The sequence below is a fragment of the Halorubrum sp. SD683 genome (assembly GCF_002135045.1).
GTDB classification, from domain to species: Archaea; Halobacteriota; Halobacteria; order Halobacteriales; family Haloferacaceae; genus Halorubrum; species Halorubrum ezzemoulense.
In genome coordinates this window covers 14,689-39,778 of record NZ_NEWJ01000014.1, presented here as the reverse complement: position 1 = coordinate 39,778, position 25,090 = coordinate 14,689, and the positions used below count along the sequence as shown (strand labels likewise).

29 protein-coding genes are annotated in these 25,090 nt (G+C 71.9%); 15 read left to right on the top strand and 14 right to left on the bottom strand.

What is annotated here, in order from left to right; translation table 11 throughout:
* Positions 1 to 23 precede the first annotated feature (23 nt).
* Positions 24 to 335, top strand: coding sequence for a hypothetical protein (locus B9G49_RS06110; RefSeq protein ID WP_049931849.1), 312 nt, complete (start codon positions 24 to 26; stop codon positions 333 to 335).
* Positions 336 to 362: 27 nt separating this feature from the next.
* On the opposite strand, the gene B9G49_RS06105 is transcribed toward B9G49_RS06110, so the two are convergent.
* On the bottom strand, positions 363 to 1,808 hold the full coding sequence (locus tag B9G49_RS06105) for an MATE family efflux transporter (RefSeq protein ID WP_086215774.1): 1,446 nt from the start codon (positions 1,806 to 1,808) through the stop codon (positions 363 to 365).
* Between the two features lie 29 nt (positions 1,809 to 1,837).
* Positions 1,838 to 2,941, bottom strand: coding sequence for an ATP-binding protein (locus tag B9G49_RS06100; protein WP_158093600.1), 1,104 nt, complete (start codon positions 2,939 to 2,941; stop codon positions 1,838 to 1,840).
* Positions 2,942 to 3,068: 127 nt separating this feature from the next.
* On the opposite strand from B9G49_RS06100, the gene B9G49_RS06095 reads away from it, so the two are divergent.
* Together B9G49_RS06095 and ilvA are read left to right on the top strand one after the other, a co-directional pair.
* Positions 3,069 to 3,476, top strand: coding sequence for a gamma-glutamylcyclotransferase family protein (locus tag B9G49_RS06095; protein WP_086215772.1), 408 nt, complete (start codon positions 3,069 to 3,071; stop codon positions 3,474 to 3,476).
* 263 nt (positions 3,477 to 3,739) lie between these two features.
* The gene (gene ilvA, locus B9G49_RS06090; protein ID WP_086215771.1) at positions 3,740 to 4,951 is read left to right on the top strand and encodes a threonine ammonia-lyase; all 1,212 of its coding nucleotides are present in this window, start codon (positions 3,740 to 3,742) and stop codon (positions 4,949 to 4,951) included.
* Between the two features lie 359 nt (positions 4,952 to 5,310).
* On the opposite strand, the gene B9G49_RS06085 is transcribed toward ilvA, so the two are convergent.
* The 5 genes from B9G49_RS06085 to folP all read right to left on the bottom strand — a co-directional run bounded on the left by B9G49_RS06085 (position 5,311) and on the right by folP (position 12,310).
* Positions 5,311 to 5,871 (bottom strand): hypothetical protein, encoded by a 561-nt coding sequence (locus tag B9G49_RS06085; RefSeq protein ID WP_086215770.1) that lies wholly within the window; start codon positions 5,869 to 5,871, stop codon positions 5,311 to 5,313.
* Positions 5,872 to 6,009: 138 nt separating this feature from the next.
* A complete protein-coding gene (locus B9G49_RS06080; RefSeq protein ID WP_086215769.1) occupies positions 6,010 to 7,080 on the bottom strand; it encodes an NAD(P)/FAD-dependent oxidoreductase in 1,071 nt (356 codons plus the stop codon).
* 181 nt (positions 7,081 to 7,261) lie between these two features.
* Positions 7,262 to 7,984: a bifunctional 2-polyprenyl-6-hydroxyphenol methylase/3-demethylubiquinol 3-O-methyltransferase UbiG gene (locus B9G49_RS06075; RefSeq protein ID WP_086215768.1), complete on the bottom strand. Its 723-nt coding sequence runs from the start codon at positions 7,982 to 7,984 to the stop codon at positions 7,262 to 7,264.
* A gap of 77 nt (positions 7,985 to 8,061) precedes the next feature.
* Positions 8,062 to 9,558, bottom strand: coding sequence for a DHH family phosphoesterase (locus tag B9G49_RS06070; protein ID WP_049931836.1), 1,497 nt, complete (start codon positions 9,556 to 9,558; stop codon positions 8,062 to 8,064).
* An 85-nt stretch (positions 9,559 to 9,643) separates the two neighbouring features.
* Positions 9,644 to 12,310 (bottom strand): dihydropteroate synthase, encoded by a 2,667-nt coding sequence (gene folP, locus B9G49_RS06065; protein WP_086215767.1) that lies wholly within the window; start codon positions 12,308 to 12,310, stop codon positions 9,644 to 9,646.
* A 146-nt stretch (positions 12,311 to 12,456) separates the two neighbouring features.
* On the opposite strand from folP, the gene B9G49_RS06060 reads away from it, so the two are divergent.
* From B9G49_RS06060 to B9G49_RS06050, 4 genes are all read left to right on the top strand, one after another.
* Entirely contained in the window at positions 12,457 to 13,491 is a 1,035-nt protein-coding gene (locus B9G49_RS06060) for an ABC transporter ATP-binding protein (protein ID WP_086215766.1), read from the top strand.
* Complete coding sequence (locus B9G49_RS06055) at positions 13,488 to 14,243, top strand: ABC transporter permease (RefSeq protein ID WP_049931830.1); 756 nt, start codon at positions 13,488 to 13,490, stop codon at positions 14,241 to 14,243. The genes B9G49_RS06060 and B9G49_RS06055 overlap by 4 nt, the downstream gene beginning before the upstream one ends.
* Before the next feature lie 91 nt (positions 14,244 to 14,334).
* Entirely contained in the window at positions 14,335 to 14,478 is a 144-nt protein-coding gene (locus tag B9G49_RS16160; RefSeq protein ID WP_143414683.1) for a zinc ribbon domain-containing protein, read from the top strand.
* An 89-nt stretch (positions 14,479 to 14,567) separates the two neighbouring features.
* The gene (locus B9G49_RS06050; protein ID WP_049931828.1) at positions 14,568 to 15,581 is read left to right on the top strand and encodes an aldo/keto reductase; all 1,014 of its coding nucleotides are present in this window, start codon (positions 14,568 to 14,570) and stop codon (positions 15,579 to 15,581) included.
* Between the two features lie 13 nt (positions 15,582 to 15,594).
* Here the strand turns inward: B9G49_RS06050 and hisH are convergent, their stop codons facing one another.
* Positions 15,595 to 16,248 (bottom strand): imidazole glycerol phosphate synthase subunit HisH, encoded by a 654-nt coding sequence (hisH, locus tag B9G49_RS06045; protein WP_049931826.1) that lies wholly within the window; start codon positions 16,246 to 16,248, stop codon positions 15,595 to 15,597.
* Positions 16,249 to 16,377: 129 nt separating this feature from the next.
* On the opposite strand from hisH, the gene B9G49_RS06040 reads away from it, so the two are divergent.
* The 3 genes from B9G49_RS06040 to B9G49_RS06030 all read left to right on the top strand — a co-directional run bounded on the left by B9G49_RS06040 (position 16,378) and on the right by B9G49_RS06030 (position 19,312).
* Positions 16,378 to 17,418, top strand: coding sequence for a phosphate/phosphite/phosphonate ABC transporter substrate-binding protein (locus B9G49_RS06040; RefSeq protein WP_049931825.1), 1,041 nt, complete (start codon positions 16,378 to 16,380; stop codon positions 17,416 to 17,418).
* A gap of 71 nt (positions 17,419 to 17,489) precedes the next feature.
* Positions 17,490 to 18,308, top strand: a complete 819-nt coding sequence (gene phnC, locus B9G49_RS06035) for a phosphonate ABC transporter ATP-binding protein (RefSeq protein WP_086215765.1) — start codon at positions 17,490 to 17,492, stop codon at positions 18,306 to 18,308.
* Positions 18,305 to 19,312, top strand: coding sequence for an ABC transporter permease (locus B9G49_RS06030; protein WP_049931821.1), 1,008 nt, complete (start codon positions 18,305 to 18,307; stop codon positions 19,310 to 19,312). Before phnC ends, B9G49_RS06030 begins: the two co-directional genes overlap by 4 nt.
* A 6-nt stretch (positions 19,313 to 19,318) precedes the next feature.
* On the opposite strand, the gene B9G49_RS06025 is transcribed toward B9G49_RS06030, so the two are convergent.
* The 3 genes from B9G49_RS06025 to B9G49_RS06015 all read right to left on the bottom strand — a co-directional run bounded on the left by B9G49_RS06025 (position 19,319) and on the right by B9G49_RS06015 (position 20,766).
* Positions 19,319 to 19,951 carry a uracil-DNA glycosylase family protein gene (locus B9G49_RS06025; protein WP_086215764.1) on the bottom strand — a complete coding sequence of 211 codons (633 nt, stop codon included), beginning with the start codon at positions 19,949 to 19,951 and terminating at the stop codon, positions 19,319 to 19,321.
* 65 nt (positions 19,952 to 20,016) lie between these two features.
* Positions 20,017 to 20,583, bottom strand: coding sequence for a DUF99 family protein (locus tag B9G49_RS06020; RefSeq protein ID WP_086215763.1), 567 nt, complete (start codon positions 20,581 to 20,583; stop codon positions 20,017 to 20,019).
* Positions 20,584 to 20,766 (bottom strand): DUF5786 family protein, encoded by a 183-nt coding sequence (locus B9G49_RS06015; RefSeq protein WP_007995123.1) that lies wholly within the window; start codon positions 20,764 to 20,766, stop codon positions 20,584 to 20,586. It lies immediately after the preceding gene.
* 112 nt (positions 20,767 to 20,878) lie between these two features.
* Here B9G49_RS06015 and B9G49_RS06010 point away from each other — a divergent pair, with 112 nt between their 5' ends.
* Positions 20,879 to 21,520, top strand: coding sequence for an MBL fold metallo-hydrolase (locus tag B9G49_RS06010; protein ID WP_086215762.1), 642 nt, complete (start codon positions 20,879 to 20,881; stop codon positions 21,518 to 21,520).
* Between the two features lie 238 nt (positions 21,521 to 21,758).
* Here B9G49_RS06010 and B9G49_RS06005 read toward each other — a convergent pair whose 3' ends face one another.
* Together B9G49_RS06005 and B9G49_RS06000 are read right to left on the bottom strand one after the other, a co-directional pair.
* Entirely contained in the window at positions 21,759 to 21,908 is a 150-nt protein-coding gene (locus B9G49_RS06005) for a 50S ribosomal protein L40e (RefSeq protein ID WP_006629440.1), read from the bottom strand.
* Between the two features lie 85 nt (positions 21,909 to 21,993).
* Positions 21,994 to 22,263 (bottom strand): co-chaperone YbbN, encoded by a 270-nt coding sequence (locus tag B9G49_RS06000; RefSeq protein WP_006111654.1) that lies wholly within the window; start codon positions 22,261 to 22,263, stop codon positions 21,994 to 21,996.
* A gap of 158 nt (positions 22,264 to 22,421) precedes the next feature.
* Here B9G49_RS06000 and B9G49_RS05995 point away from each other — a divergent pair, with 158 nt between their 5' ends.
* From B9G49_RS05995 to hisE, 3 genes are all read left to right on the top strand, one after another.
* Positions 22,422 to 22,583: a preprotein translocase subunit Sec61beta gene (locus tag B9G49_RS05995; protein WP_049910744.1), complete on the top strand. Its 162-nt coding sequence runs from the start codon at positions 22,422 to 22,424 to the stop codon at positions 22,581 to 22,583.
* 94 nt (positions 22,584 to 22,677) lie between these two features.
* Positions 22,678 to 23,271 (top strand): pyridoxal 5'-phosphate synthase glutaminase subunit PdxT, encoded by a 594-nt coding sequence (pdxT, locus tag B9G49_RS05990; RefSeq protein ID WP_086215761.1) that lies wholly within the window; start codon positions 22,678 to 22,680, stop codon positions 23,269 to 23,271.
* Complete coding sequence (hisE, locus tag B9G49_RS05985) at positions 23,268 to 23,594, top strand: phosphoribosyl-ATP diphosphatase (RefSeq protein ID WP_086215760.1); 327 nt, start codon at positions 23,268 to 23,270, stop codon at positions 23,592 to 23,594. Before pdxT ends, hisE begins: the two co-directional genes overlap by 4 nt.
* A gap of 20 nt (positions 23,595 to 23,614) precedes the next feature.
* On the opposite strand, the gene B9G49_RS05980 is transcribed toward hisE, so the two are convergent.
* Entirely contained in the window at positions 23,615 to 24,010 is a 396-nt protein-coding gene (locus tag B9G49_RS05980; protein ID WP_086215759.1) for a hypothetical protein, read from the bottom strand.
* A gap of 116 nt (positions 24,011 to 24,126) precedes the next feature.
* On the opposite strand from B9G49_RS05980, the gene B9G49_RS05975 reads away from it, so the two are divergent.
* Positions 24,127 to 25,089 carry a glycerophosphodiester phosphodiesterase gene (locus B9G49_RS05975; protein WP_233125170.1) on the top strand — a complete coding sequence of 321 codons (963 nt, stop codon included), beginning with the start codon at positions 24,127 to 24,129 and terminating at the stop codon, positions 25,087 to 25,089.
* Position 25,090 lies beyond the last annotated feature (1 nt).

Below are 25,090 nucleotides of genomic sequence, written 5' to 3'. Positions count from 1 at the left end.
TCGAGGGCGGTCGATCGTCGGGTGTGAGCGTCGTCGTCGCGATCAAACCCTCGGCCCGCAAGCGGAACGCGAAGGTGGGACGGCTCGTCTTCGAGGACGGTCCCAGCCACACCTTCGAGAGCCGCGCGGCCGCCGAGCGCTGGGCGGACGACCTGTCGGCCGGCGACGGCCACGTCTGGGTCGCGAGCGCGCACCCCCGCGACGACGGCGACGCCGACTGTTACCTCGTCTCGCGGGCGACGAACGCGAAACTGGAGGCCGCCTACGACAAGCGCCGCCGCCGGCTCAGGGGCGACGCGGGGTCGGAGCAGGAGTCGCTCGGCGGCGAGCCGTAAGAGCGGGTTTGGAGGCGACCGCGGCGGCTACGACGATTTTTCGCCCGGCGCGGGGTCCGATTCGGCGCCCGATTGCGGGTCGGGGTCGGCGTCCGGGCCGGACCCGCGCGCGTCCATCATGTCCGCGGCGCGGGTCGCCCAACCCGAGTAGCGGAAGCCGGCGACGACGACGAGCGCCATCCACGCGTAGGCCGCGGACACGCCGACGTACGCGCCCGTGGGGCCGAGCCCGACGGTGCGTCCGAGCAGCCACGAGAGCCCGAGGAAGAGCCCGAACATCGCCGAGACGCGCGCGACGAGCGGGATCCGGGTCTCGCTCGCGCCCTGGAGCGACCCGGAGAGCGCGGAGAAGCAGGCGAGGGCCGCGCCGGCGAGCCCGTACACCCGCGCGAAGTCGACCGCGGACGCGACCGTCGCCGCGTCGTCGGTGAAGATCGGCACGATCCGCGGCGCGCCGATCACGAGCCCGAGCCCGATCGTCCCGACCGTGAGCACGCCGAGCCCGGCGACGGCCCAGCCGTCGAACCGCGCGCCCGCCGGGTCGCCCTCGCCGAGCGCCTGGCCGACGAGGACCGACGCCGCGACGTTGTAGCCGCGCGAGAGCGGGCCGGTCACCTGCTGGTAGACCCGGCGACCGATCTGGAAGCCGGCGTTGACCGACTCGCCGAAGCCGAGGAGGAGCGCGTTGAACGGGAACTCGGCGATCTCCGAGCCGAACCCCTCCAGCACGCGCGGGGCGCTCACCACGAGGAGCTGCTTCGCGATGGTGAGGTCGCGCGGCCACGCGAAGTCGGCGTCGGTCCACGACCCCCAGATGGCGAAACAGAGCAGCCCGGCGGTGAGTACGTTCGCGGTCGCGGTCGCGAGACCGACGCCGAACACCTCCAGCCGCGGGAAGCCGAACAGGCCGAGACCGAGGACGACGGAACCGGCGATGTTGACGGAGTTGGCGGCGATGTTGACGTACATCGGCGTGCGGGTGTCGCCGGTTCCCTGGAGCGCGCGGGCGCCGACGAGGGCGACGTGGCGCGCGGGGGCGGTCGCGAACACGATCGCGAGGTACGTCGACCCGAGGTCGACGACCGCGGGCGAGGTCCCCTCGCCGACCAGACGGCCGAACACGTCGATCGCGAGCTCGCCGAAGAGGACCCCGAAGAGGACGAACGGAATCCCGGCGAGCGCGCCGAGTACGATCGCCTGCGTCACCGCCTCGTCGCGGTTCTCAGCGGCGCCCGCGCCGGTGTCCTGCGAGGAGAGCGCGATGGCGCCGCCGCCGAGGCCGAGCCCGATCCGCAGCGGGAACCGGGCGTACAGGTCGGCGAGGCCGATCGCGACGACGGCGGCCGGGGAGAACAGCGCGGTGACCAGGATGTCGGTCGTCCGCATCGCGGTGCGGAACGTCTGCTCGGCCATCACGGGCCACGCGAGCGAGAACACGCGCTTCCAGACGCGCCGCAGCCGCGGGAGGTCCATGCGTCGGTCCCGACGAGCGCCCGCGGTTTCTACGTATCGGAGCCGGCCGAGTCGGCCGGTGCGTGCGGGAGCGTCACCGTGAACCGCGCTCCCCCGAGCGACGACTCGCCGGTGTCGAGGGACCCGTCGTACGCCTCCGCGAGCGTCGCGACCAGCCGCAGGCCGCTGACGCCGCCGTCGCTCGCCCCGCCGACCGCCTCGTCGGTCAGGAACGACCCGTCCCGTACCTCCGGGGGAAGCCCCGGACCGTCGTCCTCGACGACCAGCGCGACCCCGTCGTCGCCCCCGAGGCGCGCCGCCTCGTCGCCGTCGGCGCGGACGGCGACGCGGACGGTGACGCCCGGACCGCCGTGTTCGACCGCGTTCTCGACGAGGTTATGGACGATCGACCGCACGCCGTCGTTGGCGGCGACGGGGGCCGCGTCCGGGAGGTCGGTCTCGATCGCCGCCGATTCCCCGTCGGCGACCCCCGCCAGCACGTCTCGGGTCGTGTCCGCGAGATCGACGCGGCTGGAGTCCGCGTCGCCGAGGATCGCGTCCGCGACCGCGCTCGTCGCCTCGATGCGTTCGAGCCCCTCGCTCGCCTTCGCCGCAACGGTCTCGGCGTGACCGGAGCCGTCGGGGTCGTCGAGCAGGTCGGCGTAGCCGCGGATCGTCGAGAGGTCGTTTCGGAGGTCGTGCCGCAGGAGGTGGTTGACGAAGGAGACGGCCCGGACCGCGTCCCGCGCCCGGCGCGCCTCCGCCGACTGCCGGACCGCGTAGTACCCCGCGATCGCGCCGCCGAGGCTCCCGACGCCGGCGGCGACGAGCATCGGGAAGGCCGGCTCGACGAGCGGACGGCCCTCGAAGGCGCGCACGGCGAGCGTCGCGGCGAAGGCGGCGACGGCGAGGACGGTTCCGGTGGCGGTCCACCGCGCGACGCGCTGCTCCTCGCCGGGCGAGAGGTCCCGGCGAGCGATCCGGCGGCCGGCGACGAGGACCGCGACCGCGATCCCGCCGTCGAGCGCGAACGCCAGCAGCGGCCCGGCGGAGCTCCCGATGGCGCCGATCTCGGCGCCGTGGTGGACCGCGGCGGCGACGAGGAGGCCGGCTCCGATCAGGGAGACGGCGCGGTGGCCGCGCAGCGTAGACATTACGAATCCGACCGCGGAAGCGAGTAAAACGGTTGTGGATTCGTCGGGAGGCCGGCCGCAGCGCGGCGAGAGAGACGCCGCGGGGAGCCGTCCGAACGTTGAAAGCCGCGAGCGACCCACGGCACCCATGGACGTCTTCGTGTACGGGACGCTGACCGAACCGGAGCGGGTCGCCGAGGTCGTCGACTCGTTCGTCTTCGTCGGCTCCGCGACGCTCGACGGCCTCCAGCTCGTGGAGGGGCGGTACCCGACGCTCGCGCCGGGCGGCGAGACGGGGGGCCGACTCCTCCGGACGGAGGCCGTCGACGCGCTCGACGCCTACGAGGACGTCGGGGGCGGACTGTACGTCCGCGAGACCGTCCCGCTCGACGCGCCGGCCGACTACCCCGACGCCGCCGCGGTGTACGTCGGCGACCCCGAACGCCTCGACGCGGACGCGACGTGGCCCGGATCCGGCCCGTTCCCCAACCGAGTGCGCTCCGTCCTCGACGCCCGCGACGTGCGGGTGCGACTGACCCCCCGAGATACCGTCTGACGGGCGGATGACGGCGCCGCTGTCGTGCGGTTTCACTTTCGCTCTGGTAGCCCCACCTTTTTGTATTTCCGTCGCATCGTTTCACTCGCACGTCACACGCGTGCATTCCCCCTTTCACCGACCGCGAGCCGTCGGCTCGGCGTGCCGGGCCGCCCGGCGGCGGGCAGTCGGCACACGGCGACCGCGGCGGGTGCCGTCGACCGTCCCGTGGACGGTCGCCCCCGACCGGAACCGATTAGCGGGCGGCGCGGCGACGGGGTGGCATGCTCAGTCTTGCCGACATCCGCGAGGCGCGCGAGCGGGTCTCGGGCGTCGCCCGCCACACGCCGCTTGAGCGGTCGCGCTCGTTCTCCGAGATGAGCGGCGCGGACCTCCACCTGAAACTGGAGAACTTCCAGCGGACCGGCGCGTTCAAGATTCGCGGCGCGATGAACCGGATACAGACGCTCTCGGAGGCGGAGCGCGAGGCCGGCGTCGTCACCGCGAGCGCCGGGAACCACGCGCAGGGCGTCGCGCTGGCGGCGAGCCGCGCTGGCGTCGACGCCACCGTCGTGATGCCGAAGTTCGCGCCCGTCTCGAAGGTGAAGGCCACCCGCGGGTACGGCGCGAGCGTTCGCCTGGAGGGCGTCGACTACGACGAAGCGCAGGCGTACGCGCACCGGCTGGAGCGCGAGGAGGACCGGACCTACGTCCACGCGTTCGACGACCCCGTGGTGATGGCCGGACAGGGGACCCTCGGCTTGGAGATCGTCGACGACTGCCCCGACCTCGACACCGTCGTCGTCCCGATCGGCGGCGGCGGCCTGATCTCGGGCGTCGCGGTGGCGATCAAAGAGCAGCTGCCGGACGTGCGCGTCGTGGGGGTCCAGGCGGAGGGTGCGGCGTCGGCCGCGAAGTCGCTCGAGGCGGGCGAGGTCACGGAGATCGACAGCGTCGACACGATCGCCGACGGGATCGCGACGCGGTCGGTCGGCGAGGAGACCCTCGAGGTCATGGCGGAGTACGTCGACGAGGTCGTCACCGTCGACGACCGCGAGATCGCCTTGGCCCTCACGCTGCTCTTGGAGCGCGCGAAGACGCTCGTGGAGGGCGCGGGCGCGGTCGCGCTCGCCGCCGTCCTCTCGGAGGCGTTCGAGTACGACGACGGCGAGACGGTCGTCGCCGCGCTCTGCGGCGGTAACATCGACCTCAACCGCCTCGGCACCGTGGTCCGGCGCGGGCTCGTCCAGATGGGCCGGTACCTCAAGATCACGATCGACCTGAAGGACCGACCCGGCGAACTGGAGCGCGTCTCCAGCATCGTCGCGCGCACCGGCGCGAACGTGTACGCGGTCCACCACGACCGAACCTCGCGGGACGTGGCCGTCAACGCCGCCGAACTCGAACTCGAATTAGAGACCGACGACGCCGAACACGCCGCCGACATCGTCGACGCACTCGAAGCGGAAGGGTACGACGTGGAGATTCTGTCCTGAATCGGTCGGCGATGGCGACCATTTACAAATAGAACTACGGTGGCGCGTGCCTCCGAGCGCCCGGAGGGCGCGAGGAGCGCGCGCGAAGGAGTCAGTCGCCCGGAGCAACGCGGAGGGCGACTGACGAGGCTGGGGAGGTGTGAGGTGCGGTTGCTGTGCGAGGTGGGATTCAAATGGGCAGCCAAGAGACGGGCACAGGCCACGCAAGCACCGAAAGGAGCGAGCAGCGCGAGCGACTGAGGAACACAGCGAGCGTGCGCCCGCCTCTCGGCTGGGGCTTTGGAGGCGGCCACCGCCGGTCGATTGTCAGTTGTTCATAAGCGAGCAACTGGGAGTTCGGCTACGATAGCTCGCCCGATTCACTCCGACGAGTCCGTCGAGTTGCTCCCAGAATCGGGAGCCGAAACGCTGCCGCTCACGCTCGTCGACCCGCCGAGGAGCGAGGAGTCCGAGTCGCCGCGCAGCGTCGTGACCGTCTCGCCGTCCTGTTTCACGATCAGGGTCCACGGGTCGTCGCCCGCGGGAATCCGCACCGTGCCGTTGTAGCGGACGACGCCGGAACACGACCGCGGCGCCGCGTCCGTCTCCTCGGTCGGAACGTCGAGCACGTAGGCGGACTCGTTCACCCGCTCGAACGTCGGGCCGCCGATCGCGTGCGAGGGTCCCGGCAGCGAGACGTTTCTGGAGTACGTGATCTCCGTGTTCTCGGCGCCGGCGACCACCGACGTCGAGCTGTTCGCCGAGAAGTCGTCGGGACAGCGGACCCCGTCGGTATCGAAGTGGAGCAGCGCCGGCGGATCGCTCGCCCCGCCGAGGAGGCCGCCGGGCCCTCCCGACACGGGGCCGGCGAGGGCGACGGCGCTACCGGTCACGAACAACGCGAGCGCAGCGGCGACGACGACCAGACCGCGTCTGTTCATCACGTGTCCAACGACGGGAGAGGCGGAAATAGTACCGCGTATAACTCAAAGAGGGGTTTGCGTCACCGATCGCGTCACGGGTGTGGACGGAGCCGTCGAGACGGCGAATCGAACGCGTCGGAACCGACGGACCGCGCTTCAGTCGTCCGCGGCCGCGGCGTCGAGCTCGCCTTCGTACAGCTCGCCGGCGCGCTCGCGCTCGGAGAGGTACTCGTCGGCGTCGAGCGCGGCCTTCACGCCCATCCCGCCGGCGGTGGCCGCCTGCTGGTAGTGGAAGTCGACCACGTCGCCCGCGCCGAAGAGCCCCTCGACGCCGGTCCGGGTCTGGCCGCCGCCGCGGCCGCCCTCGGTGAGCAGGTAGCCGTCGTCGTCGGTCTCGATACCGGTGCCTTCGAGGAAGTCGGTGTTCGGCGTGTGACCGATGGCGTAGAAGACGGCCCCCACGTCGAAGTCGTACTCGTCGACCGCGTCGGCGGTCGCGGGGTCGTCGAGCTTCTCCTTCGGGTGGCCGTCGGGGTGTTCGACGAGGGCCACGCGGTCGATGCCGTCCTCGGGGGTGCCGTGGATCTCGGTGAGCTCGGTGTTGAGGAGGAGCTCGATCTCGCCGTCTTCGACGGCGTCCATCGTGCGCTCGATCCACACGTCCTCGGCGCGGAACTCCTCGCGGCGGTGCGCGATGTACACCGTGTCCGCGAACTTCGTCAGGAAGTTCGCCTCCTCCATCGCGGCGTCGCCGCCGCCGACGACGAGCATGTCCTCGTCGCGGAAGAACGCGCCGTCGCAGGTCGCGCAGGTGGAGAGGCCGTAACCCATCAGCTCCTCCTCGCCGGGGACGCCGAGCGTCCGCGCGCTGGCGCCCGACGCCGCGATGACGGCGTCGGCGGTGTACACGTCGCCGTCGGTGAGCGCGACGTGGAAGTGGCCCGCGGGCTCCTTCGAGACGTCCTCGATGACGCCGTTTCGGGTCTCGGCGCCGAACTTCTGCGCCTGCTCTTTCATGTCGTTGATCAGCCCCGGCCCGGAGATCCCCTCGGGGAAGCCGGGGTAGTTCTCCACGTCGGTCGTCAGCGTGAGCTGGCCGCCCGGCTCGTCGCCCTCGACGAGCAGCGGGTCGTTGTTCGAGCGCGCGGCGTATATGGCCGCGGAGAGACCCGAGATACCGGTGCCGGCGATGATGAGTCGGCGGTGTTCGACGATGTCGTCGGTCATTACCTACAGTTGGCCGCCGCGTCCTATGTACGTTGCGACCGTTGCGCGATTCCCGCACGACCGCCCCGCCGATGCTGCCGCGGACTTGCCCGCCGGACCGCCACCGACCCGCTCGGCGAACTGCTGCGGACCCGCTCGACGAACTGCCGCGGACCCGCTCGACGAACTGCCGCGGACCCGCTCACCGCACCGCGACGAACACGCTCCGGTCGTCGCCGGGGCCGTACCCCGAGGACACGTCAACGTCGTCGAACCCGGCATCTGCGAGCGCGTCGCCGATCCGCTCGTCGGCGAACGGCGTCATCCGGCGCCGGTCGGTGAACGGGTCGCCGTCGGGGGTGAACGTCACCGCGCGCCAGTCGAGCCGGCCGTCGTCGGTCGCGACGTGGTGCGCGACGCGGACGTACCGGAGTTCCCCATTTGCGTCGTGGCCAACGTCGAGACCCGGGGAGTTCCCGTCGGACGGCAGCGGGGAATTATCGAAGACGAGGACGCCGCCGGGCCGGAGTCGGTCCCGGAGCGCGGCGAGCGCGGGGTCGAGGTCGCCGGGCCCGAGGTGGTTCACGACGCCGCGGATGGCGACGGCGGCGTCGAACGGTTCGGTGTCGCGCAGGTCCGGCTCCGGGAGCCCGGTCCGGTAGATCGAGACGGCGTCGGCGGGGCACTTCTTCCGCGCGACCGCGAGCATCCCCTCGTGGACGTCGATCGCGGTCACGTCGACTCCGCGGGCCGCGAACCGGCGCGTGTGCTCGCCGGTTCCGCAGCCGACCTCCAGCAGACGCTCGGGGTCGACGCCGCGGTCGGCGAGCGCGTCGAACACGAAGCCGGCGTCGCGGTCGTAGTCCCACTCCGACTGGATCGCGTCGTACAGCCGCGGGCGCTCGTCGTAGAGGCCGTCGGACATGGCGGGAACAGACGCTATCTCGGCGCCCGGTGATGAGTGTCTTACGCCGCCTCGAGACCGGTTCGCACGACGGCGCCTCAGTCCGTCGGGAACTCCGGCGGAAGCCCGGTCGGCTGCGCCGGCGCGTCGTCGAGGGCCTCGAAGAAGCGCCCGGCGACGAACTCCTCGACGACCTCGGGCAGCGACTCCGACTCGTCGACCGCGGAGAGGATGCCGAGCGGGACCTGCGCGCCAGCCATCGAGGCGTGGCCCCCGGCCGACCCCGCGGGATCGAGCGCGTCGCGCAGCAACTCGCCGGCGTCGACCTCGGCGCCGCGGGCGCGGGCAGAGCCGTAGATCACGCCGTCGGTGTAGCCGTAGACGAACGTCACTGTCACGTCCTCCAGGTCGAGAAGCCGATCGGCCGCCTGCGCGAGCGCGTCGCGGTCGGTTATCTCGCCGACGCAGGAGGCCGCGACCGACCCGCGCACGTCGCGGTTCTCGATGGCGGCCGCGAGGACGCGGAGCGTCTCCGGGCTCACGCTCGGGCTCTCGACGCGTTCGAGCGTCGACTCGTCGGCGTGCGCGAGCAGCGCGGCGGCCGCCTCGAAGTCGTCGGTCGCGGTCGCGCGGGTAAAGTCCTTCGTGTCGATCCGGATGCCGTACAGCAGCGACGTGGCGAGTTCCCGGTCCGGCGCGATCCCGTACCGCGAGAGGTACTCGGCGATGAGCGTGCTCGTCGCACCGACGTCGGGCCGGATGTCGACGAACGATCCCGCGACCGGCCCCCGCGGCGGGTGGTGGTCGACGACCACGTCGACCGGGTGGCCCTCGGGGAGGCTGTCGTTGATCCCGGCGCGGGAGTGGTCGACCAGGGCGACGCCGCCGTACTCGTCGAGGTCCACCCCGTCGAACGACCGGAGCCCGATGTCGAGGAGGTTCACCAGCGCGCGGTTCTCCTGATGGGAGATGTCGCCGCCGTAGCAGGCGTCGGCGTCGACGCCGATCGACTCCGCGATCCGCGCCAGCCCGAGCGCGCTGGCGATGGCGTCCGGGTCGGGGTTGTCGTGCGCGACGACCAACAGGGGCCCCGAGAACCCCCGGAGCGTCGCGAGCAGCCGGGCCGGCTTCTCGCCGTCGTCGGCATTGGCGCGCGAGAGGGCCGCCCCGGGGGAGGCGCCGCGACCGTCGGCGAGTCCGATCGCCTCGGAGACCCGATCGACGACCGCCTCGACGGGGTCGACCACGCGGTCGGCGACCGCCTCGACCGCCGCCCGCTGCTCCTCGGTCGGCGCCGTACCGAGGTGCGCGACGATCATCGCGTCCGGGTACCTGTCCCGAGCGGCGCGCGCGGCGGCGACGTTGCGCTCGGGGTCGTCGCTCGCGACCAGCACGACCGCCGCCGAGTCCGGATACGTCGCGGGGTCGGAGGGGTCGGCCTCGACGGTGGCGACGTTGCGGTCGCGCAGCGTCGACACCCAGCCGGTGTCGTCCGTGATCGCCACCAGGTCGTCGCGGTCGCCGCGCTCCTCGCGGGCGCGCTCGACGAGCGCGTTCCCGACCGCGCTACAGCCGAGCAGCAGGCGCCGGGTCATACCGGCGCGAGGGGATCGCGAGGCAAAACGCTGCCGTCGGCGCGGCGCGGGGCCGCTCCCGGGCCGAGCGGGCACCGATGCCGAGTCACTCCGGGTCCTCCCCGTCGCGGAGCGCGCCGTTCGCCGCCGCGGCGACGTCGACCGCCGCGCGGTTCTCGGCCACGTCGTGGACCCGGACGATGTCGGCGCCGCGGTCGGCCGCGAGCGCGGTGCCGGCGACCGTCGCGTGCTCGCGGTCGTCGGCGTCGCGCCCGACCGCGCCGTACAGCGACTTGTGGGAGTGGCCGACGAGGACCGGGCAGCCGAGCGCCGCGAACTCGCCGCAGCGCGCGAGCAGCTCGAAGTCCTCCGCGGGCGACTTCCCGAAGCCGATCCCGGGGTCGACGATGACGCGGTCGCGGTCGATGCCCGCCGTGTCGGCCAGCGCGAGGCGCTCGCGCAGCGCGTCGACGACCTCGCCGACCACGTCGTCGTACTCGGGGTCGGCGTCCGGGTCGACCGGCGCGTCGAGGCTGTGCATCACGATTACCGGGCAGTCGGCGTCGGCGACGACCGACCGCATCGCCGGGTCCTCCAGCCCCGTCACGTCGTTGATGATGTCCGCGCCCGCGTCCAGCGCCGCCCGCGCGACCGCCGGCTTGCGCGTGTCGACCGAGACGAGCACGTCCCCGGACCCGACCGCGGGCACCGACTGGATCGCCTCGATCGTCGGGACGACGCGCTCGATCTCCTCGTCGGCCGGGACCGGGTCCGCGCCCGGACGGGTCGACTCGCCGCCGACGTCGACGATGTCGACCCCGGCGTCGACCATCCGCTCGACGCCCGCGACCGCGTCGTCGAGGTCGGCGTGGCGCCCCCCGTCGTGGAAGGAGTCCGGCGTGACGTTGAGCACGCCCATCACGGCGGTCCGGTCGCTCCACGGGAACTCCGGGGCGGGCTCGTCGCCCTCGGAGCTCCGACCGCCGTCCGGCGCGTCGATCCCGACCGACGCGGCGATGTCGGTCGCCACGCCGCCGAGCCCGCCGCCGTCGCTCGCGGCGAGCCGGTCGACGAGCGCGCGGAGCTCGGCGACCGTTCCCGCGACGGTGACGGGGACGTGCTCGCCGCCGGCCCCCCGGTCCTCGTTCGCGCCGAGCCCCCCGAGCGCCGCGTCGCCGCCGACGATCCGCGCCGCGGCCGCGACGCGCTCGGCCCGATCGCCTCGTAGTCGGAGCGTGAGGGTGCGGTGGTCGACGCCGTCCCGGTGCGCCGCGATCCCGTCTGGTTGAACGCCGGCCGTGTCGAGCGCGTGGGCCGCGCCGTCGACGCCGCGGACCGTCCGCTCGCGGACCGTTCGCATCCGCGCCGCCCGGGCCTCGGCGACGGCGAACAGCGAGCCGACGAGCAGCACGCAGTCGCCCGCCTCGGCGCGGTCGACCGCCGCCGCGAGCGCGTCCGCCACGTCGTCGCCGGCGGTCACGCGGTCGACGCCGGCGGAGCGCAGCGCCGCCGCGAGGACCGCGGGGTCCTCGGCGCGGTCGATGGCGGGCCGGCAGGTGACCGCCGTCGCCGCGTCCGGGAGCGCCGCAGCCGTCTCGGTGTGGTCCTTGTCGTGCATCGCCGCGTACACGAGGTGGAGGTCGTCGTAGTCGTACTCGGCGAGCGTCGCGGCGAGCGTGCGGGCGGCCGCGGGGTTGTGCGCGCCGTCGAGGACGGTCAGCGGCGCGGTGTCGACCACCTCGAACCGGCCGGGCCACGTCGCCCGCGCGAGGCCGTCGCGCACGTCGCGGTCGTCGAGGTCGGTTCGCAACGCTGCCGCGGTCCGGTCCGCGAGCGCGACGGCGACGGCCGCGTTCGTCGCCTGATGGCGCCCGACGAGCGGGATTCGGTAGGTGCCCTCGCGCTCGCCGGCGAGCGCGACCTCGGCGTCGGTGGCGCTGACGCGACCCTCGTAGCTCGCCGCGAACGCCGGCGGGTCGTCGGGTTCGGCGTCGCTATCGGTGGGGTCGGCGCCCTCGTCGCGCTCGTCGGGTTCAGCGTCCTCGTCGCTATCGTCGGCTTCGGTGTCCTCGTCGCTATCATCGGGATCGGCCGCCTCCGACGCGCCGTCTCCGACCACTCGCGTCACCGGCGCGCCCGCCTCGCCGGCGACCTCGCGGACCACGTCGAGCGCCTCGCCCTCACAGGCGGTGACGAGCGGCGCGTCGGGGCGGGCGATCCGGGCCTTCGTCCGGGCGATCTCGGCGATCGTGTCGCCCAGCACGTCGGTGTGTTCGAGCGAGACGTTCGTCACGGCGGTCGCGACGGGGTCGACCGCGCTGGTCGCGTCGTACTCGCCGCCGAGGCCGACCTCCAGGACGGCCACGTCCACGTCGCGCCGCGCGAACTCGCGGACGGCCATCGCCGTGACGACCTCGAAGAAGGTGAGCGGCTCGCCGGCGGCCGCCCGGTCGATCAGCCACGGGCGCACCGCCTCAACGAAGTCGGCGATCGCCGACTCGGTCATCTGCCGGCCGTCGACGCGGACCCGCTCGGCGAGCGCGGAGAGGTGCGGCGAGGTGTACAGCCCCACCGACAGCCCCGCCTCCCGGAGGACCGACTCGGTCAGCCGCGCCGCGCTGCCCTTCCCGTTCGAGCCGGCGATCTGGGCGAACGGAACGTCCGCCTGCGGGTCCCCGAGGTGCGCGAGCAGCGCCTCCACCCGATCCGTGCCGGGCTTGACCGAGAAGCGGCGGAGGTCGAATAGGAACGCCGCCGCCTCGTGGTAGTGCATGTCCCGTGAGTCGGCGGCGCGTCGCTTAGACGTAACGGACCTGACCGGGAGGGCGGGCGCGGTGACCACGACCGCGCCAGAGGGGCCGACACCCCTGCGTCGACCGAAAAGTAACCCTTACGCGCGCGGCGGCCGCAGTCGATCGCATGGACGAGACAGCGACCGCCGACGCCGCCGCGGGAACGGCCGCCGACGGGGCCGCGGCCGACCCCGTCGTCGCCGGCGAGGGGGTCCGGAAGGAGTACGGCGAGGTCGTCGCGCTCGACGGGGTCGACCTCGACGTCGCGGCCGGCGAGGTGTTCGGGCTCATCGGACCGAACGGCGCCGGGAAGACGACGCTGGTGCGCGCGCTCACGGGGACCACCGAGGCCGAGGGCGACCTGCGCGTCTTCGGCGAGGCGCCGGCGGCGGTCGACCCGGCCCGGATCGGGCTGCTGCCGCAGTCGTTCGACCCGCCCGCGCGGCTCACGGCCCGGGAGCTGGTCGACTACTACGGCGGGCTGTACGACGCGGCCCGCGACACCGAGTCCGTCCTCGGCGACGTGGGGATGGCGGACGACGCCGACGCCTGGTACGAGACGCTCTCCGGGGGCCAGCAGCGGCGCACCTGCGTCGCGACCGCCGTCGTCAACGACCCCGACCTCCTCTTCCTCGACGAGCCGACGACGGGGATCGACCCGGCCGGCCGCCGGGCGATCCACCGCCTGATCGAGCGGCTCGCGGCCGGCGGGACGACCGTCTTCCTCACGAGCCACGCGATGGACGAGGTCGAGCGGCTCGCCGACCGGGTCGCGCTGCTCCGCGACGGGCGGGTCGTCGCGAGCGGAGCCCCCGACCGACTGGTCGCCGAGCACGGCGGCGCGCCCCGCCTCGACGCCGACACCGCGACGGCGACGGGCGAGGAGACCGTCGAGCGCGTCGCGGCCGGCGTCCGCGAGCGCCTCGGGGACGACCCGACCGTCGAGGCGACCGACGGCGGGCTCCGGGTGCGCGGCGTCCGCCCGGAGGCGATCGGGGACGCGGTCGACGCGCTCGACGCGGCCGGCGTCGCGTTCGACTCGCTCTCGTGGTCCGAGCCGTCGCTGGAGGACGTGTACCTGCGGCTCACCGGCGAGGAGTACGCGCGGCGGGGCGGCGCGGCGGAGGCGACCGAGGCCGTCACCGACGGAGGGGAGCGATGAGCCGCCTCGGGCGGGTCCGGACGGAGGCGGTCGCGGCGGCGCGCTCGTTCACGCGCCGCCGGACGGCGGTGTTCTTCACCTTCTTCTTCCCGGTCATCCTCGTCGTCATCTTCGGCGCGCTGGTGCGGACCCAGCCGACCGGCGGCGGCCTCTTCGCCGAGCCCGCGGGCTACTACATCCCCGGCTACCTCGCGGTCGTCGTCCTGTTCACGCCGCTGTCGCGCGTCGGGTCCGAGATCGCGCGCCACCGCGACGGCGGGCGGTTCGAGAAGCTCGCGACGACGCCCCTCTCCCGCGCCGAGTGGCTGCTCGCGCACACGCTCGTCAACGTCGGGATCATCGGCGCCGCGAGCCTGCTCATCCTCGGGCTCGTGCTGGCGGTGACCGACGCGACGCTCATCCTCTCGCCCGCGCTGGCCGTCCTGCCGGTCTTCGTCGCGGTCGCGGTCGCGCTGTTCTGCGGGCTCGGAGCCGTCCTCGGCGCGCTCGCCGACTCGCAGGACGGCGTGATCGCCGCGAGCAACACGGTCGCGCTCCCGCTCCTCTTCCTCTCCGAGACGTTCGTCACCCCGTCGCTGCTGCCGGCGTGGTTCCGGCCCGCGGTCGCGGCCTCGCCGCTGACGTACTTCGCGCGGGGGACCCGGGCGATCACCTTCGAGGGCGGCGCGTGGACCGGCGACCTGCTGGTGTTGACCGCGCTCGCGGCCGTCTTCCTCGCGGTCGGCGCGTACGCGGTCCCGCGGACCGAGTGAGGGCTCGCCTCCGAGGCGGCGTCGGCGCCGCGGTTCGGAACCGTTCATTTATGGTCACAGCCCGCGCATCCGTGAACCGAGAGGAAGGCCGTTGACCACCGTTCACTTCACCTGTCCGGACTGCGACCAGACTATCGAGGTCAACGACGCGATGCGAAAGACAATCCTCGACACGGGCTGCCCGGTGTGTACCGCGGCCGCGGCCAAGGAGCACTTCGCCGTGACCTGTGAGTAGCCGCCGCTGGGACCCTGCGATCGACACTCGTTGACACATCGCGTCCGCTTGCTGTGCCTTTTTGCGTCGACCGCGACAACCGTTCGGCGATGACGCCCGAACTCGACGAGATCGACCTGGGAACCGTGCCGCTCGGCCGAACCGGCCTGCGGACGAGCGAGCTCCAGTTCGGCACGTGGCGGTTCGGCCGCGTGACCGAGGCGGGGAACGTGGAGATCGACGAGGAGCGCGCCCACGAGCTGCTCGACGCCTACGAGGCGGCCGGCGGGCGGTACATCGACACCGCCGACGTGTACGGCGGCGGCGACTGCGAGCGCTGGATCGGCGACTGGCTCGCCGAGCGGGACCGGGAGCGCTACACGATCGCGTCGAAGGTGTACTGGCAGATCCGCGACGGCGACCCGAACAGCCGCGGGACGAACCGCAAGAACGTCCGCCACCGCGTCGACGCCCTCCTCGACCGGCTCGACACCGACTACATCGATGTCCTCTACATCCACCGCTGGGACGACGAGACGCCGGCCCGCGAGCTGATGAAGACGCTCAACGGGCTCGTCGAGTCCGGCAAGGTCCACTACCTCGGCGCCTCCACGCTCCGCCCGAACGCCTGGAAGGTCGCCCGCGCCAACGCGATCGCCCGCAGCGAGGGGTGGGAGCCGTTCACGGTGCTCCAGCCGCGGTACAACCTCGTCGACCGCGAGATCGAGGGGGACTACCTCGAGTTCGCGCGCCAGCAGAATCTCGCCGTCTCCCCGTGGAGCCCGCTCGGGCAGGGCTTCCTGACGGGGAAGTACGACCGCGACGCGGACCTCCCCGACGACTCGAAGGCCGCCGAGTCGAGCCGCTTCCAGGAGGCGTACCTCACCGAGGAGAACTTCGACGTCCACGACGAGCTGGACGCGGTCGCCGACGAGGTCGGCGCGTCGCCCGCGCAGACCGCGCTCGCGTGGCTCGCGCACCGCGACGGCGTCACCGCGCCCATCGTCGGCGCCCGGACGGTCGACCAGCTGCGCGAGAACCTCGCGGCGGCGACGATCGACCTGTCGGACGAGCAGGTCGACCGGCTGACCGCGGCCAAGCCGGGGCCGTACGACGCGCTGTAGAAGGGAACGGGGGCTACCGCTCCGCGCAGTAGTCGACGAAGTTCCGCAGGATCGTCAGCCCCGTCTCGCCGCTCTTCTCGGGGTGGAACTGCGTGCCGAACACGTTGCCGGCCTCGTTGGCGACGACCGCCGGGAAGTCGACCCCGTAGTCGGCGGTGGCGACGACCGCGTCGGCGTCGTCCGGCTCGGCGTAGTAGGAGTGGACGAAGTAGGCGTACTCGCCGTCGACTCCCTCGACCAGCGGGTGCTCCCGCTCGACTTCCAGCTCGTTCCAGCCCATGTGCGGCACCTTCCGGTCCACCTCGAAGCGCACGTTGGTACCGGAGATCAGGTCGAGTCCGGTCACCTCGCCCTCGCCCTCGTGGTCGGCCTCCTCGCTCGTCGTCAGGAGCATCTGCATCCCGAGACAGATCCCGAAGAGGGGGCGACCGGCCTCGGCGTGGTCGGTCAACGCCTCGCGCAGCGGGCCGGCGTTCTCCATCCCCTCACGGAACGCGCCGACGCCCGGGAGAACGACGCCGTCGGCCGCGGCGAACGCCTCGGGATCGTCGGTGATCTCGACGGTCGCGCCCGCGCGCTCCAACCCCCGAGTCGCCGACCGGAGGTTCCCGAGCCCGTAGTCCACGAGCGCGACGGACACGTCGCGGTCCGGTGGAGATTCGTCCATGGTTCCGATTCGCGACCGCGGTGGAAGTCAGTTTCCATCCGTGAGGCGTTGCATAGCGGTACGTAGCCGTACGTATATTTGAACAGCAACACTTTTGATAGAACAGTAAAACCCACACACGTACTCCTCATGGAGCGACGACGCCAATTCCTCAAGATCGCGGGTGCGGCAAGCATCGTTGGACTGGCCGGCTGTAGCGGCGGCGGCGACGGGTCGGACGGCTCCGACGGCATGAACGGCTCTGACGGGTCGGACGGCTCCGACGGGTCGGACAGCGAACCGGAGATGACGTTCGGCGGCGACGGCACGATCGACTTCGGCATCTCGCCGTCCGTCCCGCAGGAGGACCTCAACGTACAGTACTCCCCGCTCGAAGAGCACATCGGGAGCTACCTCCGGGAGAACTACGATGTCCCCAGCGACCTCAGCGTTGAGGGGACCATCGGAAGCAACTACAGCGCCATCATCCAGTCTCTCGGCCAGGGGACGCTGGACATCGCCGAGACCGGGCCGTTCGCGGCCGCCCTCGGCGTGAAGACCGGCAACGCGGAGGTCATCCTCCAGCGGTACGGCTACGGCGGCTGGACGTACAAGAGCATCATTGCGACGCCGAACGACAGCGACATCACCGAGCTGTCCGACCTCTCCGGGAAGACCGTCGCGTTCTCCGACCGGCTCTCCACCAGCGGCGCGCTGTACCCGCTGTACAGCATGTCGAGCCAGGGGGACCTCGACGTCGGCGAGCTCCCCGAGGGCAACGGCTCGCAGGCCGAGTTCGACGCCCGCTTCGCCGGCGGCCACGTCGGCTCGTACACCCTCCTCGAACAGGGCCAGGTCGACGCGGCCGCGATGGGCGGCTTCGTCCGCGACACGAAGACCGGCCCCACGCCAGACGAGTGGCAGGAGGTCGCGACTACCCTCCACGAGGACGAGGGGCTCCCGCGCGCACCGATCGTGGTCTCGCCCGAGCTCGACGACGACGTGAAAAGCGCCATCCAGGAGGCGTTCCTGGAGGGCCCGGACAGCATCTACTACGGCGCGGACGGCGAGGACGGCACCGGAGACGACCTCTGGTTCAGCCGCGTCCGCGGGGCGACCCAGGACGACTACCAGTCCGTCATCGACGTCGCCGACGAGCTCGGCGTCGGAACCGACATCTTCAACCAGTAGATCCCTCACGGTCCCCCAACTTCGGATCGTTTTTCACACGATCGGTCTGTTTTTGGACAAACTCACACCTCATGCCAACGATCGAATTCGAAAACGTCAGTAAAATATACGACGAGGACACCGTCGCCCTCGACGACGTGTCGTTCACCATCGACGAGGGGGAGTTCGTCATTCTGCTCGGTCCCTCCGGTGCCGGCAAGTCGACGATGCTGCGGGTGTTGAACGGGCTCACGGAACCCACCGAGGGGTCCGTTCGCATCGGCGGCGAAGAGCTTCGAGGGAACCGCAGCGGGGTCGGGATGGTGTTCCAGGAACACTACCTCATCGAGAGCAAGACCGCGTTCGGCAACGCGCTATCCGGGGCGCTCTCGCGGAATGGGCTCCTCCGGAGCGCCCTCGGGATGCACGACGACGCGGACAAGCGGACCGCCCTAGAGGCACTCCAGACCGTCGGCCTCCTCGACGAGGCCGGGCAGCGCGCCGAGTCGATGAGCGGGGGACAGAAACAGCGCGTCGGGATCGCCCGCGCGCTCGTCCAGAACCCCGAGATCGTCCTCGCCGACGAGCCGGTCGCCAGCCTCGACCCGAAGGCGGCCCGCGACGTGATGCGCTACCTCAAGAAGGCGGCGACCGAGCAGGACCTCACCACGATCACCAGCCTCCACCAGGTGAACATCGCGCGCGAGTTCGGGGACCGGTTCCTCGGGATCCGCGACGGCGAGGTGATCTTCGACGGCGACGCCGACGACCTCACCATGGACGAGATGGACCGGATCTACTACGGCGAAGCCCAAGGCGGCAAGACGGTTCCGACCGGAACGAGCGGCGACGAACTCGGCGGGAGCGACGCCGACGTCGACGCCGCCGCCGACGGGGGTGAGCGGGCGTGAGCTCGCCAGACTCGGCGATCGACGACCAGTTCCGCGCGCTCGAACGGCTCCGCCGACTCAAATACCTCCTGTGGGCCGGGCTGCTCGCGGCCGTTCTCGGCGTCACCTACTGGGGTCTCGGCTTCATCGGGTTCCAGCCCAACGTCGTCGCCGGGCGGCTCCCGGGGATGTACGAGTTCATCTCGACCGGCTTCTTCCCGCCGGACTTCCAGAACTTCACGATCTACACCAAAGACCAGGGGATCAGCGGGCTACAAGCGATCCCCGCGAGCTTCGGCGACGGCGGCGCCCACATCATCGAGAGCTTCCAGTCGTCGCGGCAGTCGCTGGTGAAGGCGAGCCTCGTGACGCTCCTGCTCGGCATCATGGGCACCGTGTTCGCCTTCCCGTTCGCGCTCGTCCTCGGGGTCCTCGGGAGCGAGCGCGTCACGCCGTTCCCGTTCAACTTCATCTTCCGGGGTACCCTCAGCGGGATCCGCGCCATCCCCGCCATCGTCTGGATTTTCCTGTACATCCCCATCGGCCCACCGGGACAGGTGACGGCGGTGCTCGCGATCGCGACCGACAGCATCGGGAACCTCGGCCGCCTGTTCACCGACGACCTCGAAGAGATCGAGGAGGGGCCGATCGAGGCGATCCGGTCGACCGGTGCGTCGGGCACCCAGACCGTGAGCTTCGGGATGTTGAGTCAGGTCTCCCGCTCCTTCATCGCGTGGACGCTGTACATCTTAGAGATCAACACCCGGATCGCGATCTCGCTCGGCGTCGTCGGCGCCGGCGGGCTCGGACTGATGATCCGGAACAGTCAGGACCTCTTCGAGTTCCAGCAGACCGCCGCGGGGCTGGTGATGGTGTTCATCGTCGTCCTCGGCATCGAACTCATCTCCTCGCGCATCCGCGCCCGGCTCCGGCCGGGCGAGCACGAGGGGAAGGGGCTCATCGAAGCGATCCGCGGCCTGTTCGACCCGAAGAAGTGGCTCGGCGTCGGCGACCGCCGCGACTGAGCCGACTCAGAACTCGCCGAGCCGCGACTGGCCGTCGCCGCCGTTTTCTCCCCGGTCGCTGACGCCGCTCAGTTCGGCCGCCCGGGCGATCGTCTCGAAGAAGCCGTCGCGCTGACTCCGGTCGTACAGCGTCGCTGCGGGGTGGACGGATAACAGTACGCGCCGCGACACGCCGGCGAGCCGCGCGTCGACCACGTCGCCGGACTCGCCGGTGATCGCGACCGAGCGGTCGAGGAGGTGTTCGCTCGGCACCTTCCCGAGCGTCACGATCAGCTCCGGGTCGAGTCGGTCGATCTCGCTTTCGAGGTACCCGCGGCAGTTCGCCAGCTCCTCGGTCGTCGGGTCGCGGTTGTCCGGCGGTCGGCAGCGCACGCAGTTCGTGATCCGCACGTCGGCGCGGGCGAGCCCCGCGTCGCGCAGCGCCTCGTCGAGCACGTCGCCGGACCGCCCCACGAACGGCTCGCCCTCCTCGTCCTCGGTCGCGCCCGGCCCCTCGCCGACGAACAGCAGGTCCGCGTTCGTCGGGCCGACGCCGTCGACGATCCGGCTCCGCGACTCCACCAGCGCCGGGCACCGCTCGCAGGATGGCACTCGGAGGTCCTCGTCGAGCGCGGAGCCGTCGCCGCCGTGTTCGCTCATGCCCACGCCTCCGGGCGCGGTCGTCTAAGTAGCGTCGGTCGAACGGGCCGCACGCCGAGCCCCGCCTACTCGGCCGTCGCCGCCTCACGGTGCGCGCTCGCGGCGAGCGCCGCGATCCGGAGGGGCTCACAGCGCCGGAAGCCGTCGCGAGTGAGTCCCCGGATCGCCGCGGCGGCGCGCTCCGGTTCGATACCGACCGCGCGGACGAATCGGGGCCGATCCGAGTTCGGGTCGCCGACCGGAACGCGGGGCGGAAGCGACCGGTACGCGGCGAGCCGGTCGGCGAGGGCCTCGCCGTCGAACGCGTCCCGGAGCGCCGGTTCGAGCCCGGGGCTCGCCTCGTAGCTCACGGCGTAGACCGGGCGGTCGAGCGTCTCGGCGAGTTCGTCGAGGTCGAGGAGGTTGAACCACGCGGGCGCGACCCCCGCACAGACCACGTGGCGGACTTCCTCGCGGGCGAGCGTGCGCCAGCAGTCGATCACCGCGTCGGTCGCGTCGGTGCCGCCGACGGTACACCGCGCGAACGCGAAGCCGTCGGGGGTCCCGTCGGCGCGAACGACGACGCCGGCCGCGTGGCTCACGTCGCGGGCGTCAGAGAAAGCGACGCCGAGCGCGCGGCTCGGCGTGGTCACTCACGCGTCCTCGGACTTTATCTCCTGGAGCCGGTCGAGAAGCTCGTCGTTCGAGGCGCCGGGTTCGTAGTCCACGGACCCTTGGTGGGTCTCCTGGGCAGCCCGGACGCCGTCGTCGTCGTCGAAGTCCGCGTCCAGGTCCTGATTCTCCTGTTCGGACTCGTCGTAGCTGCCGAAGCCCATTTGTGTGTGACACTAACAGGGGGTGAGTCATAAATCCACGGCCGTCAGCGGACCTGAGGGGCTCGCTAGGGTGCGACTGTACGCTTTTGTCGCTCCGCGAGCGAGTGGAGGCATGGAGCCGATCACCGTCACCGCGGACGCGGAGGAGTTCACCTGTAACGCGTACCTCGTCGTCGGGGACGAGACGACGCTCGTCGACGCGGGAACGATGCCCGGCGTCGAGGACGCCGTCGCCGACGCCCTCGCCGACGCCGGCGTCGACGGCCTCGACCGCGTCGTGATCACGCACCAGCACCGCGACCACGTGGGCGAGCTCGGCGCGGTGGTCGAGCGCTTCGACGCGGAAGTGCTCGCGTACGCCGATCACCCGCTCCGGGACGCCGCGCTCGGGGACGGCGACGAGGTGGTGGTCGGCGACGAGTCCTGCGAGGTCGTCTACACCCCCGGACACGCCGACGACCACGTCTCGCTCGTCGGCGCAGAGCGGCTCTACTCGGGCGACGTGGTGGTGTACAACGACGGCGCCTTCGACGACGGCTCGTTCGGCCGGACCGACATGGCCGGCCAGTCGCGCGAGCGCCTGATCGAGAGTCTCCGCGAGATCCTCAACCGGCTGCCCGACTCCACGAGGGCGATGTTCCCCGGCCACGGCGACATCTACCGCGCCGTCGACGGCCCGGAGACCCTCCGCGAGGTGATCGAGCGCGCGACGGAGCGCGCCGAGCGCCGCGAGCCGAAATACCCCGACGGGTGAGCGGGAGCCGGGTTTAAAACCGAGTGACTGCGAGACCGACCACCGACTTCGGCGCGCGCCTCCGAGCGGCCGCCTTCGGCGGCCGCGAGGAGCGCGTGCGAGGGACGCGGTGAGAGAGGGGTGACCGAAGGGAGCCCCGAGCGAACCGCGAGGCTGGGGCGGAGCGAGGCACACGCGCACCTGGTCGTCAGAAGGAGAGTCCGTGAGAAGGGCCGTGAACGACCCGGAAACGGCCGGGTTACGCCGCGCGGCGCTCGGTCGCCTTCGGGCGGAGCTTGGTGTAGCCGCACTTGCGGCAGCGCTCGGCCTCGGAGGCGTTGCGGGCGTTACAGCGCATACAGATCTGTCGGTCGAGCATGCGACGTTCGGCGGCGTCGAAACTGGCCATACGACTACTGTGCGGGCGGTGCTGTAAAAGGTTGCGAGACGCCGCGACGGTCGCGGGAGGAGAGGCTAGTCGGCGAAAGTCCTGGTCAGGCGCCCGCTTCCGAGAGGGCGGCCTCGATGTCCTCGCGCTGCGTGACGCCGACGAAGCGGTCGACGACGCCGTCGTCGTTCTCGACGATGAGCGTCGGGAGCGAGCGGACCTGGTACTGGTTCGCGACGTCCTGCTCCTCGTCGACGTCGACCTTCTGGAGCTCGAACGCGTCGCCGAGGTCTTCCTGGATCTCCTCCAGGATGGGGTCTTGGGTCTTACACGGGCCGCACCACTCGGCGTGGAAATCCAGCAGTCGAACGGTCATAGTCGCGGTCAACTACCGCCGGGCCGCGCATAAGGGTTTCCCACTTGTGCGTGCGCGCGCTCGGCGGCGGCTCGACCGGGCGACGGCGCGACGGTGGCGCGAACACGGTCCGAACGACGAACGAAACGTTTAGGACGCGTCGCCGTCCAGAAGCGGACATGAGTGGTTCCAACTCCGGCGGGCTGATGTCCAGTGCGGGACTGGTCCGCTACTTCGAGAACGAGGACCGGAACGCCATCGCGATCGACCCCAAGACGGTCCTCGCGTTCTGCGTCCTCTTCGGCGTGTTCGTCCAGATCCTCTCGCTGACGGTCGCGTAACGGCCTCGCCGTTCCCGTTCTGCCGACGCACCGATCCCAAGTCGACCGGTCGCGTAGCGCGCCCTTTTTCCACGCGCCCACCCCACCGATACGTATGAAAGCAGGCGTCATCGCCGTCCAGGGCGACGTGGCCGAACACGCCGCCGCCGTCCGCAACGCCGCGGCCGCCCACGACAAGTCCGCGGAGGTCGTCGAGATCCGAGAGTCGGAGGTCGTGCCCGACTGCGACGTCCTCCTGATGCCGGGCGGGGAGTCGACGACCATCTCGCGGCTGATCCACCGCGAGGGGATCGCCGCGGAGATACGGGACCACGTCGCGGCCGGGAAGCCGATCCTCGCCACCTGCGCCGGACTGATCGTCTGCTCGACCGACGCGAAGGACGACCGGGTCGAGCCGCTGGGGCTGGTCGACGTCTCCGTCGACCGCAACGCGTTCGGCCGGCAGAAGGACTCCTTCGAGGCGAAGGTCCCGGTGACCGGCCTCGACGACCCCTTCCACGCCGTGTTCATCCGCGCGCCGGCCATCGACGACGTGGGCGACGGCGTCGAGACGCTCGCGACCGTCGACGGGCGCCCGGTCGCGGTGCGCGACGGGCCGGTCGTGGCCACCGCGTTCCACCCGGAGCTCACCGACGACCCGCGGATCCACGACCTCGCCTTCTTCCCCGAGCGGGAGGTGGTCGCGTGAGCGATCCGGCCGAGGGCGAATCGAGCGCGGACGAGCCGCCCGAGGCCGTCCTCGACGAGCTGTTCGCCACCATCGAGTCGCGCAAGGAGGAGCTCCCGGAGGGGTCGTACACCGCGTCCCTGTTCACCCACGAGAAGGGAGAGAACGCGGTCTTAGAGAAGGTCGGCGAGGAGACGACGGAGGCCATCCTCGCGGCGAAGGACGACGACCGCGAGGAGCTCACCGCGGAGAGCGCCGACCTCGTCTACCACCTGCTCGTGTTGTTCGCGATGAAGGACCTCGACGTCGACGACTTACGCGCTGAGCTCCGCGAGCGGTTCTGAGTCCCCGCGGTGATCGACGCCTACCGCTCCCGTTCGAGTTCGCGGTCGATTTCGTCGACCTCCTCGGTCTCCAACTCCTCGCCGATGCGCCGCTCGAACTCCGCCTCGCTGATCTGTCCCTCGACGTACTGCTTCCGGAGGCGGTCCTGACGGCTGCTCCCGGCGTCGACCGAGGTCGACGAGGCGGACTCCGAGCCGATCGAGTCGAGCGACGGCGAGCCGCCGTCGCCGAGCAGCCACGAGCCGGCCTTGTAGGCGACGTAAACGAGCCCCGCCAGCACCGCGAGCGAGACGACCCCGGAGACGATCGTCCAGACGAGGCTCACGAGCGCGGAGACCACGCTGACGACGATACCGACCCCGATCAACACCGCGATCGCGATCGCCGCGTAGTAGAGGGCCTGCTTCCCGTCCATACCCCGGAATCGGGCTGCCGGCCGCAAATACCTTCTCCCGGAGACGGCGTCGCGCGGTTCGGTCCGTGCCCCCGGACTTTTGTCCGTGGCGCCGAACGTCAGACGGTGAGACCGCCGTGCGCGACGCCGCCCCGCCCGGATCCGACGCGCGGACGGAAGCGACCCGCAGAGCGATGCTTCGGCGGAGCGGGGCGCTCGCGGTCGGTGCGGTCGCGGCGACGGGGTCGGCCGCCCTCGCCGGTTGCGCCGGGCGCGGGAGCGGCGATGCCGGCGGAAACGACGGCTACGCCGCGGGGGCCGGCGCGGCCGCCGGTAGGGGGGACCCTCCGCTCGTCGCGCACCGCGGCTTCGCGGCCGAACACCCGGAGAACACGGTCGCGGCTATCGAGGCGGCGACGGCCGTCGTCGACCGGGTCGAGCTCGACGTGCGCCGCTGCGGCACGGGCGAGCTCGTCGCCTTCCACGACGCGACGCTGGGGCGGGTGACGGACGCGACCGGTCGCGTCGGCCGGACCCCGGCGGGGCGGCTCGCCGAGCTCTCCGTCGAGGGGTCGGGGGAACCGGTGCCGACGCTCGCCGCGGCGCTCGACGCCGTGCCGTCGGACGCGTGGGTCCTGCTCGACCTGAAGGAGCGCGGCGTGGCGGCCGACGCGGTCGCGGCCGGCGCGGAACGCGACCACGGGCTCGCCGTCGTCGCCGACGACCCCGCGGCCATCGAGGCCGCGAACGCGGCCGACCCGACGGTCCCGACCGTCTACGGGGCCCGGGAGTCGGTCCCGGCGCGGCCGCTCAGGCCGCTGATCCCGGGGAGCCGAGCGGGGGTCGGACTGCCGAGGTGGGCGTATCCGCCGCAGGACGTGGCGGGGATCGTCGAGACGGCGACGGCACTGGGCTGTGCGGCGGTGTCGCCGCGGTACGAGCTGTGCCTCCGGACGGATATCGTCTCGCGGGCCGCGACCGCCGGGCTGCGGGTGCTGCCGTGGACGGTCGCCTCGGCCCGGGAGTACGGCGCGGTGGCGTCGGTCGACGGCGTCGGCGCCGTCGTCTCGGACGTCTCGCTGGGACGCCGGGAGCCGTGAC

Bases quoted from the DNA above. Each gene is read 5' to 3' on its own strand.
- B9G49_RS06105 (WP_086215774.1), bottom strand. From the start codon at position 1,808: ATGGACCTCCCGCGGCTGCGGCGCGTCTGGAAGCGCGTGTTCTCGCTC.
- B9G49_RS06100 (WP_158093600.1), bottom strand. From the start codon at position 2,941: ATGTCTACGCTGCGCGGCCACCGCGCCGTCTCCCTGATCGGAGCCGGC.
- B9G49_RS06095 (WP_086215772.1), top strand. From the start codon at position 3,069: ATGGACGTCTTCGTGTACGGGACGCTGACCGAACCGGAGCGGGTCGCC.
- ilvA (WP_086215771.1), top strand. From the start codon at position 3,740: ATGCTCAGTCTTGCCGACATCCGCGAGGCGCGCGAGCGGGTCTCGGGC.
- B9G49_RS06085 (WP_086215770.1), bottom strand. From the start codon at position 5,871: ATGAACAGACGCGGTCTGGTCGTCGTCGCCGCTGCGCTCGCGTTGTTC.
- B9G49_RS06080 (WP_086215769.1), bottom strand. From the start codon at position 7,080: ATGACCGACGACATCGTCGAACACCGCCGACTCATCATCGCCGGCACC.
- B9G49_RS06075 (WP_086215768.1), bottom strand. From the start codon at position 7,984: ATGTCCGACGGCCTCTACGACGAGCGCCCGCGGCTGTACGACGCGATC.
- B9G49_RS06070 (WP_049931836.1), bottom strand. From the start codon at position 9,558: ATGACCCGGCGCCTGCTGCTCGGCTGTAGCGCGGTCGGGAACGCGCTC.
- folP (WP_086215767.1), bottom strand. From the start codon at position 12,310: ATGCACTACCACGAGGCGGCGGCGTTCCTATTCGACCTCCGCCGCTTC.
- B9G49_RS06060 (WP_086215766.1), top strand. From the start codon at position 12,457: ATGGACGAGACAGCGACCGCCGACGCCGCCGCGGGAACGGCCGCCGAC.
- B9G49_RS06055 (WP_049931830.1), top strand. From the start codon at position 13,488: ATGAGCCGCCTCGGGCGGGTCCGGACGGAGGCGGTCGCGGCGGCGCGC.
- B9G49_RS06050 (WP_049931828.1), top strand. From the start codon at position 14,568: ATGACGCCCGAACTCGACGAGATCGACCTGGGAACCGTGCCGCTCGGC.
- hisH (WP_049931826.1), bottom strand. From the start codon at position 16,248: ATGGACGAATCTCCACCGGACCGCGACGTGTCCGTCGCGCTCGTGGAC.
- B9G49_RS06040 (WP_049931825.1), top strand. From the start codon at position 16,378: ATGGAGCGACGACGCCAATTCCTCAAGATCGCGGGTGCGGCAAGCATC.
- phnC (WP_086215765.1), top strand. From the start codon at position 17,490: ATGCCAACGATCGAATTCGAAAACGTCAGTAAAATATACGACGAGGAC.
- B9G49_RS06025 (WP_086215764.1), bottom strand. From the start codon at position 19,951: ATGAGCGAACACGGCGGCGACGGCTCCGCGCTCGACGAGGACCTCCGA.
- B9G49_RS06015 (WP_007995123.1), bottom strand. From the start codon at position 20,766: ATGGGCTTCGGCAGCTACGACGAGTCCGAACAGGAGAATCAGGACCTG.
- B9G49_RS06010 (WP_086215762.1), top strand. From the start codon at position 20,879: ATGGAGCCGATCACCGTCACCGCGGACGCGGAGGAGTTCACCTGTAAC.
- B9G49_RS06005 (WP_006629440.1), bottom strand. From the start codon at position 21,908: ATGGCCAGTTTCGACGCCGCCGAACGTCGCATGCTCGACCGACAGATC.
- B9G49_RS06000 (WP_006111654.1), bottom strand. From the start codon at position 22,263: ATGACCGTTCGACTGCTGGATTTCCACGCCGAGTGGTGCGGCCCGTGT.
- B9G49_RS05995 (WP_049910744.1), top strand. From the start codon at position 22,422: ATGAGTGGTTCCAACTCCGGCGGGCTGATGTCCAGTGCGGGACTGGTC.
- pdxT (WP_086215761.1), top strand. From the start codon at position 22,678: ATGAAAGCAGGCGTCATCGCCGTCCAGGGCGACGTGGCCGAACACGCC.
- B9G49_RS05980 (WP_086215759.1), bottom strand. From the start codon at position 24,010: ATGGACGGGAAGCAGGCCCTCTACTACGCGGCGATCGCGATCGCGGTG.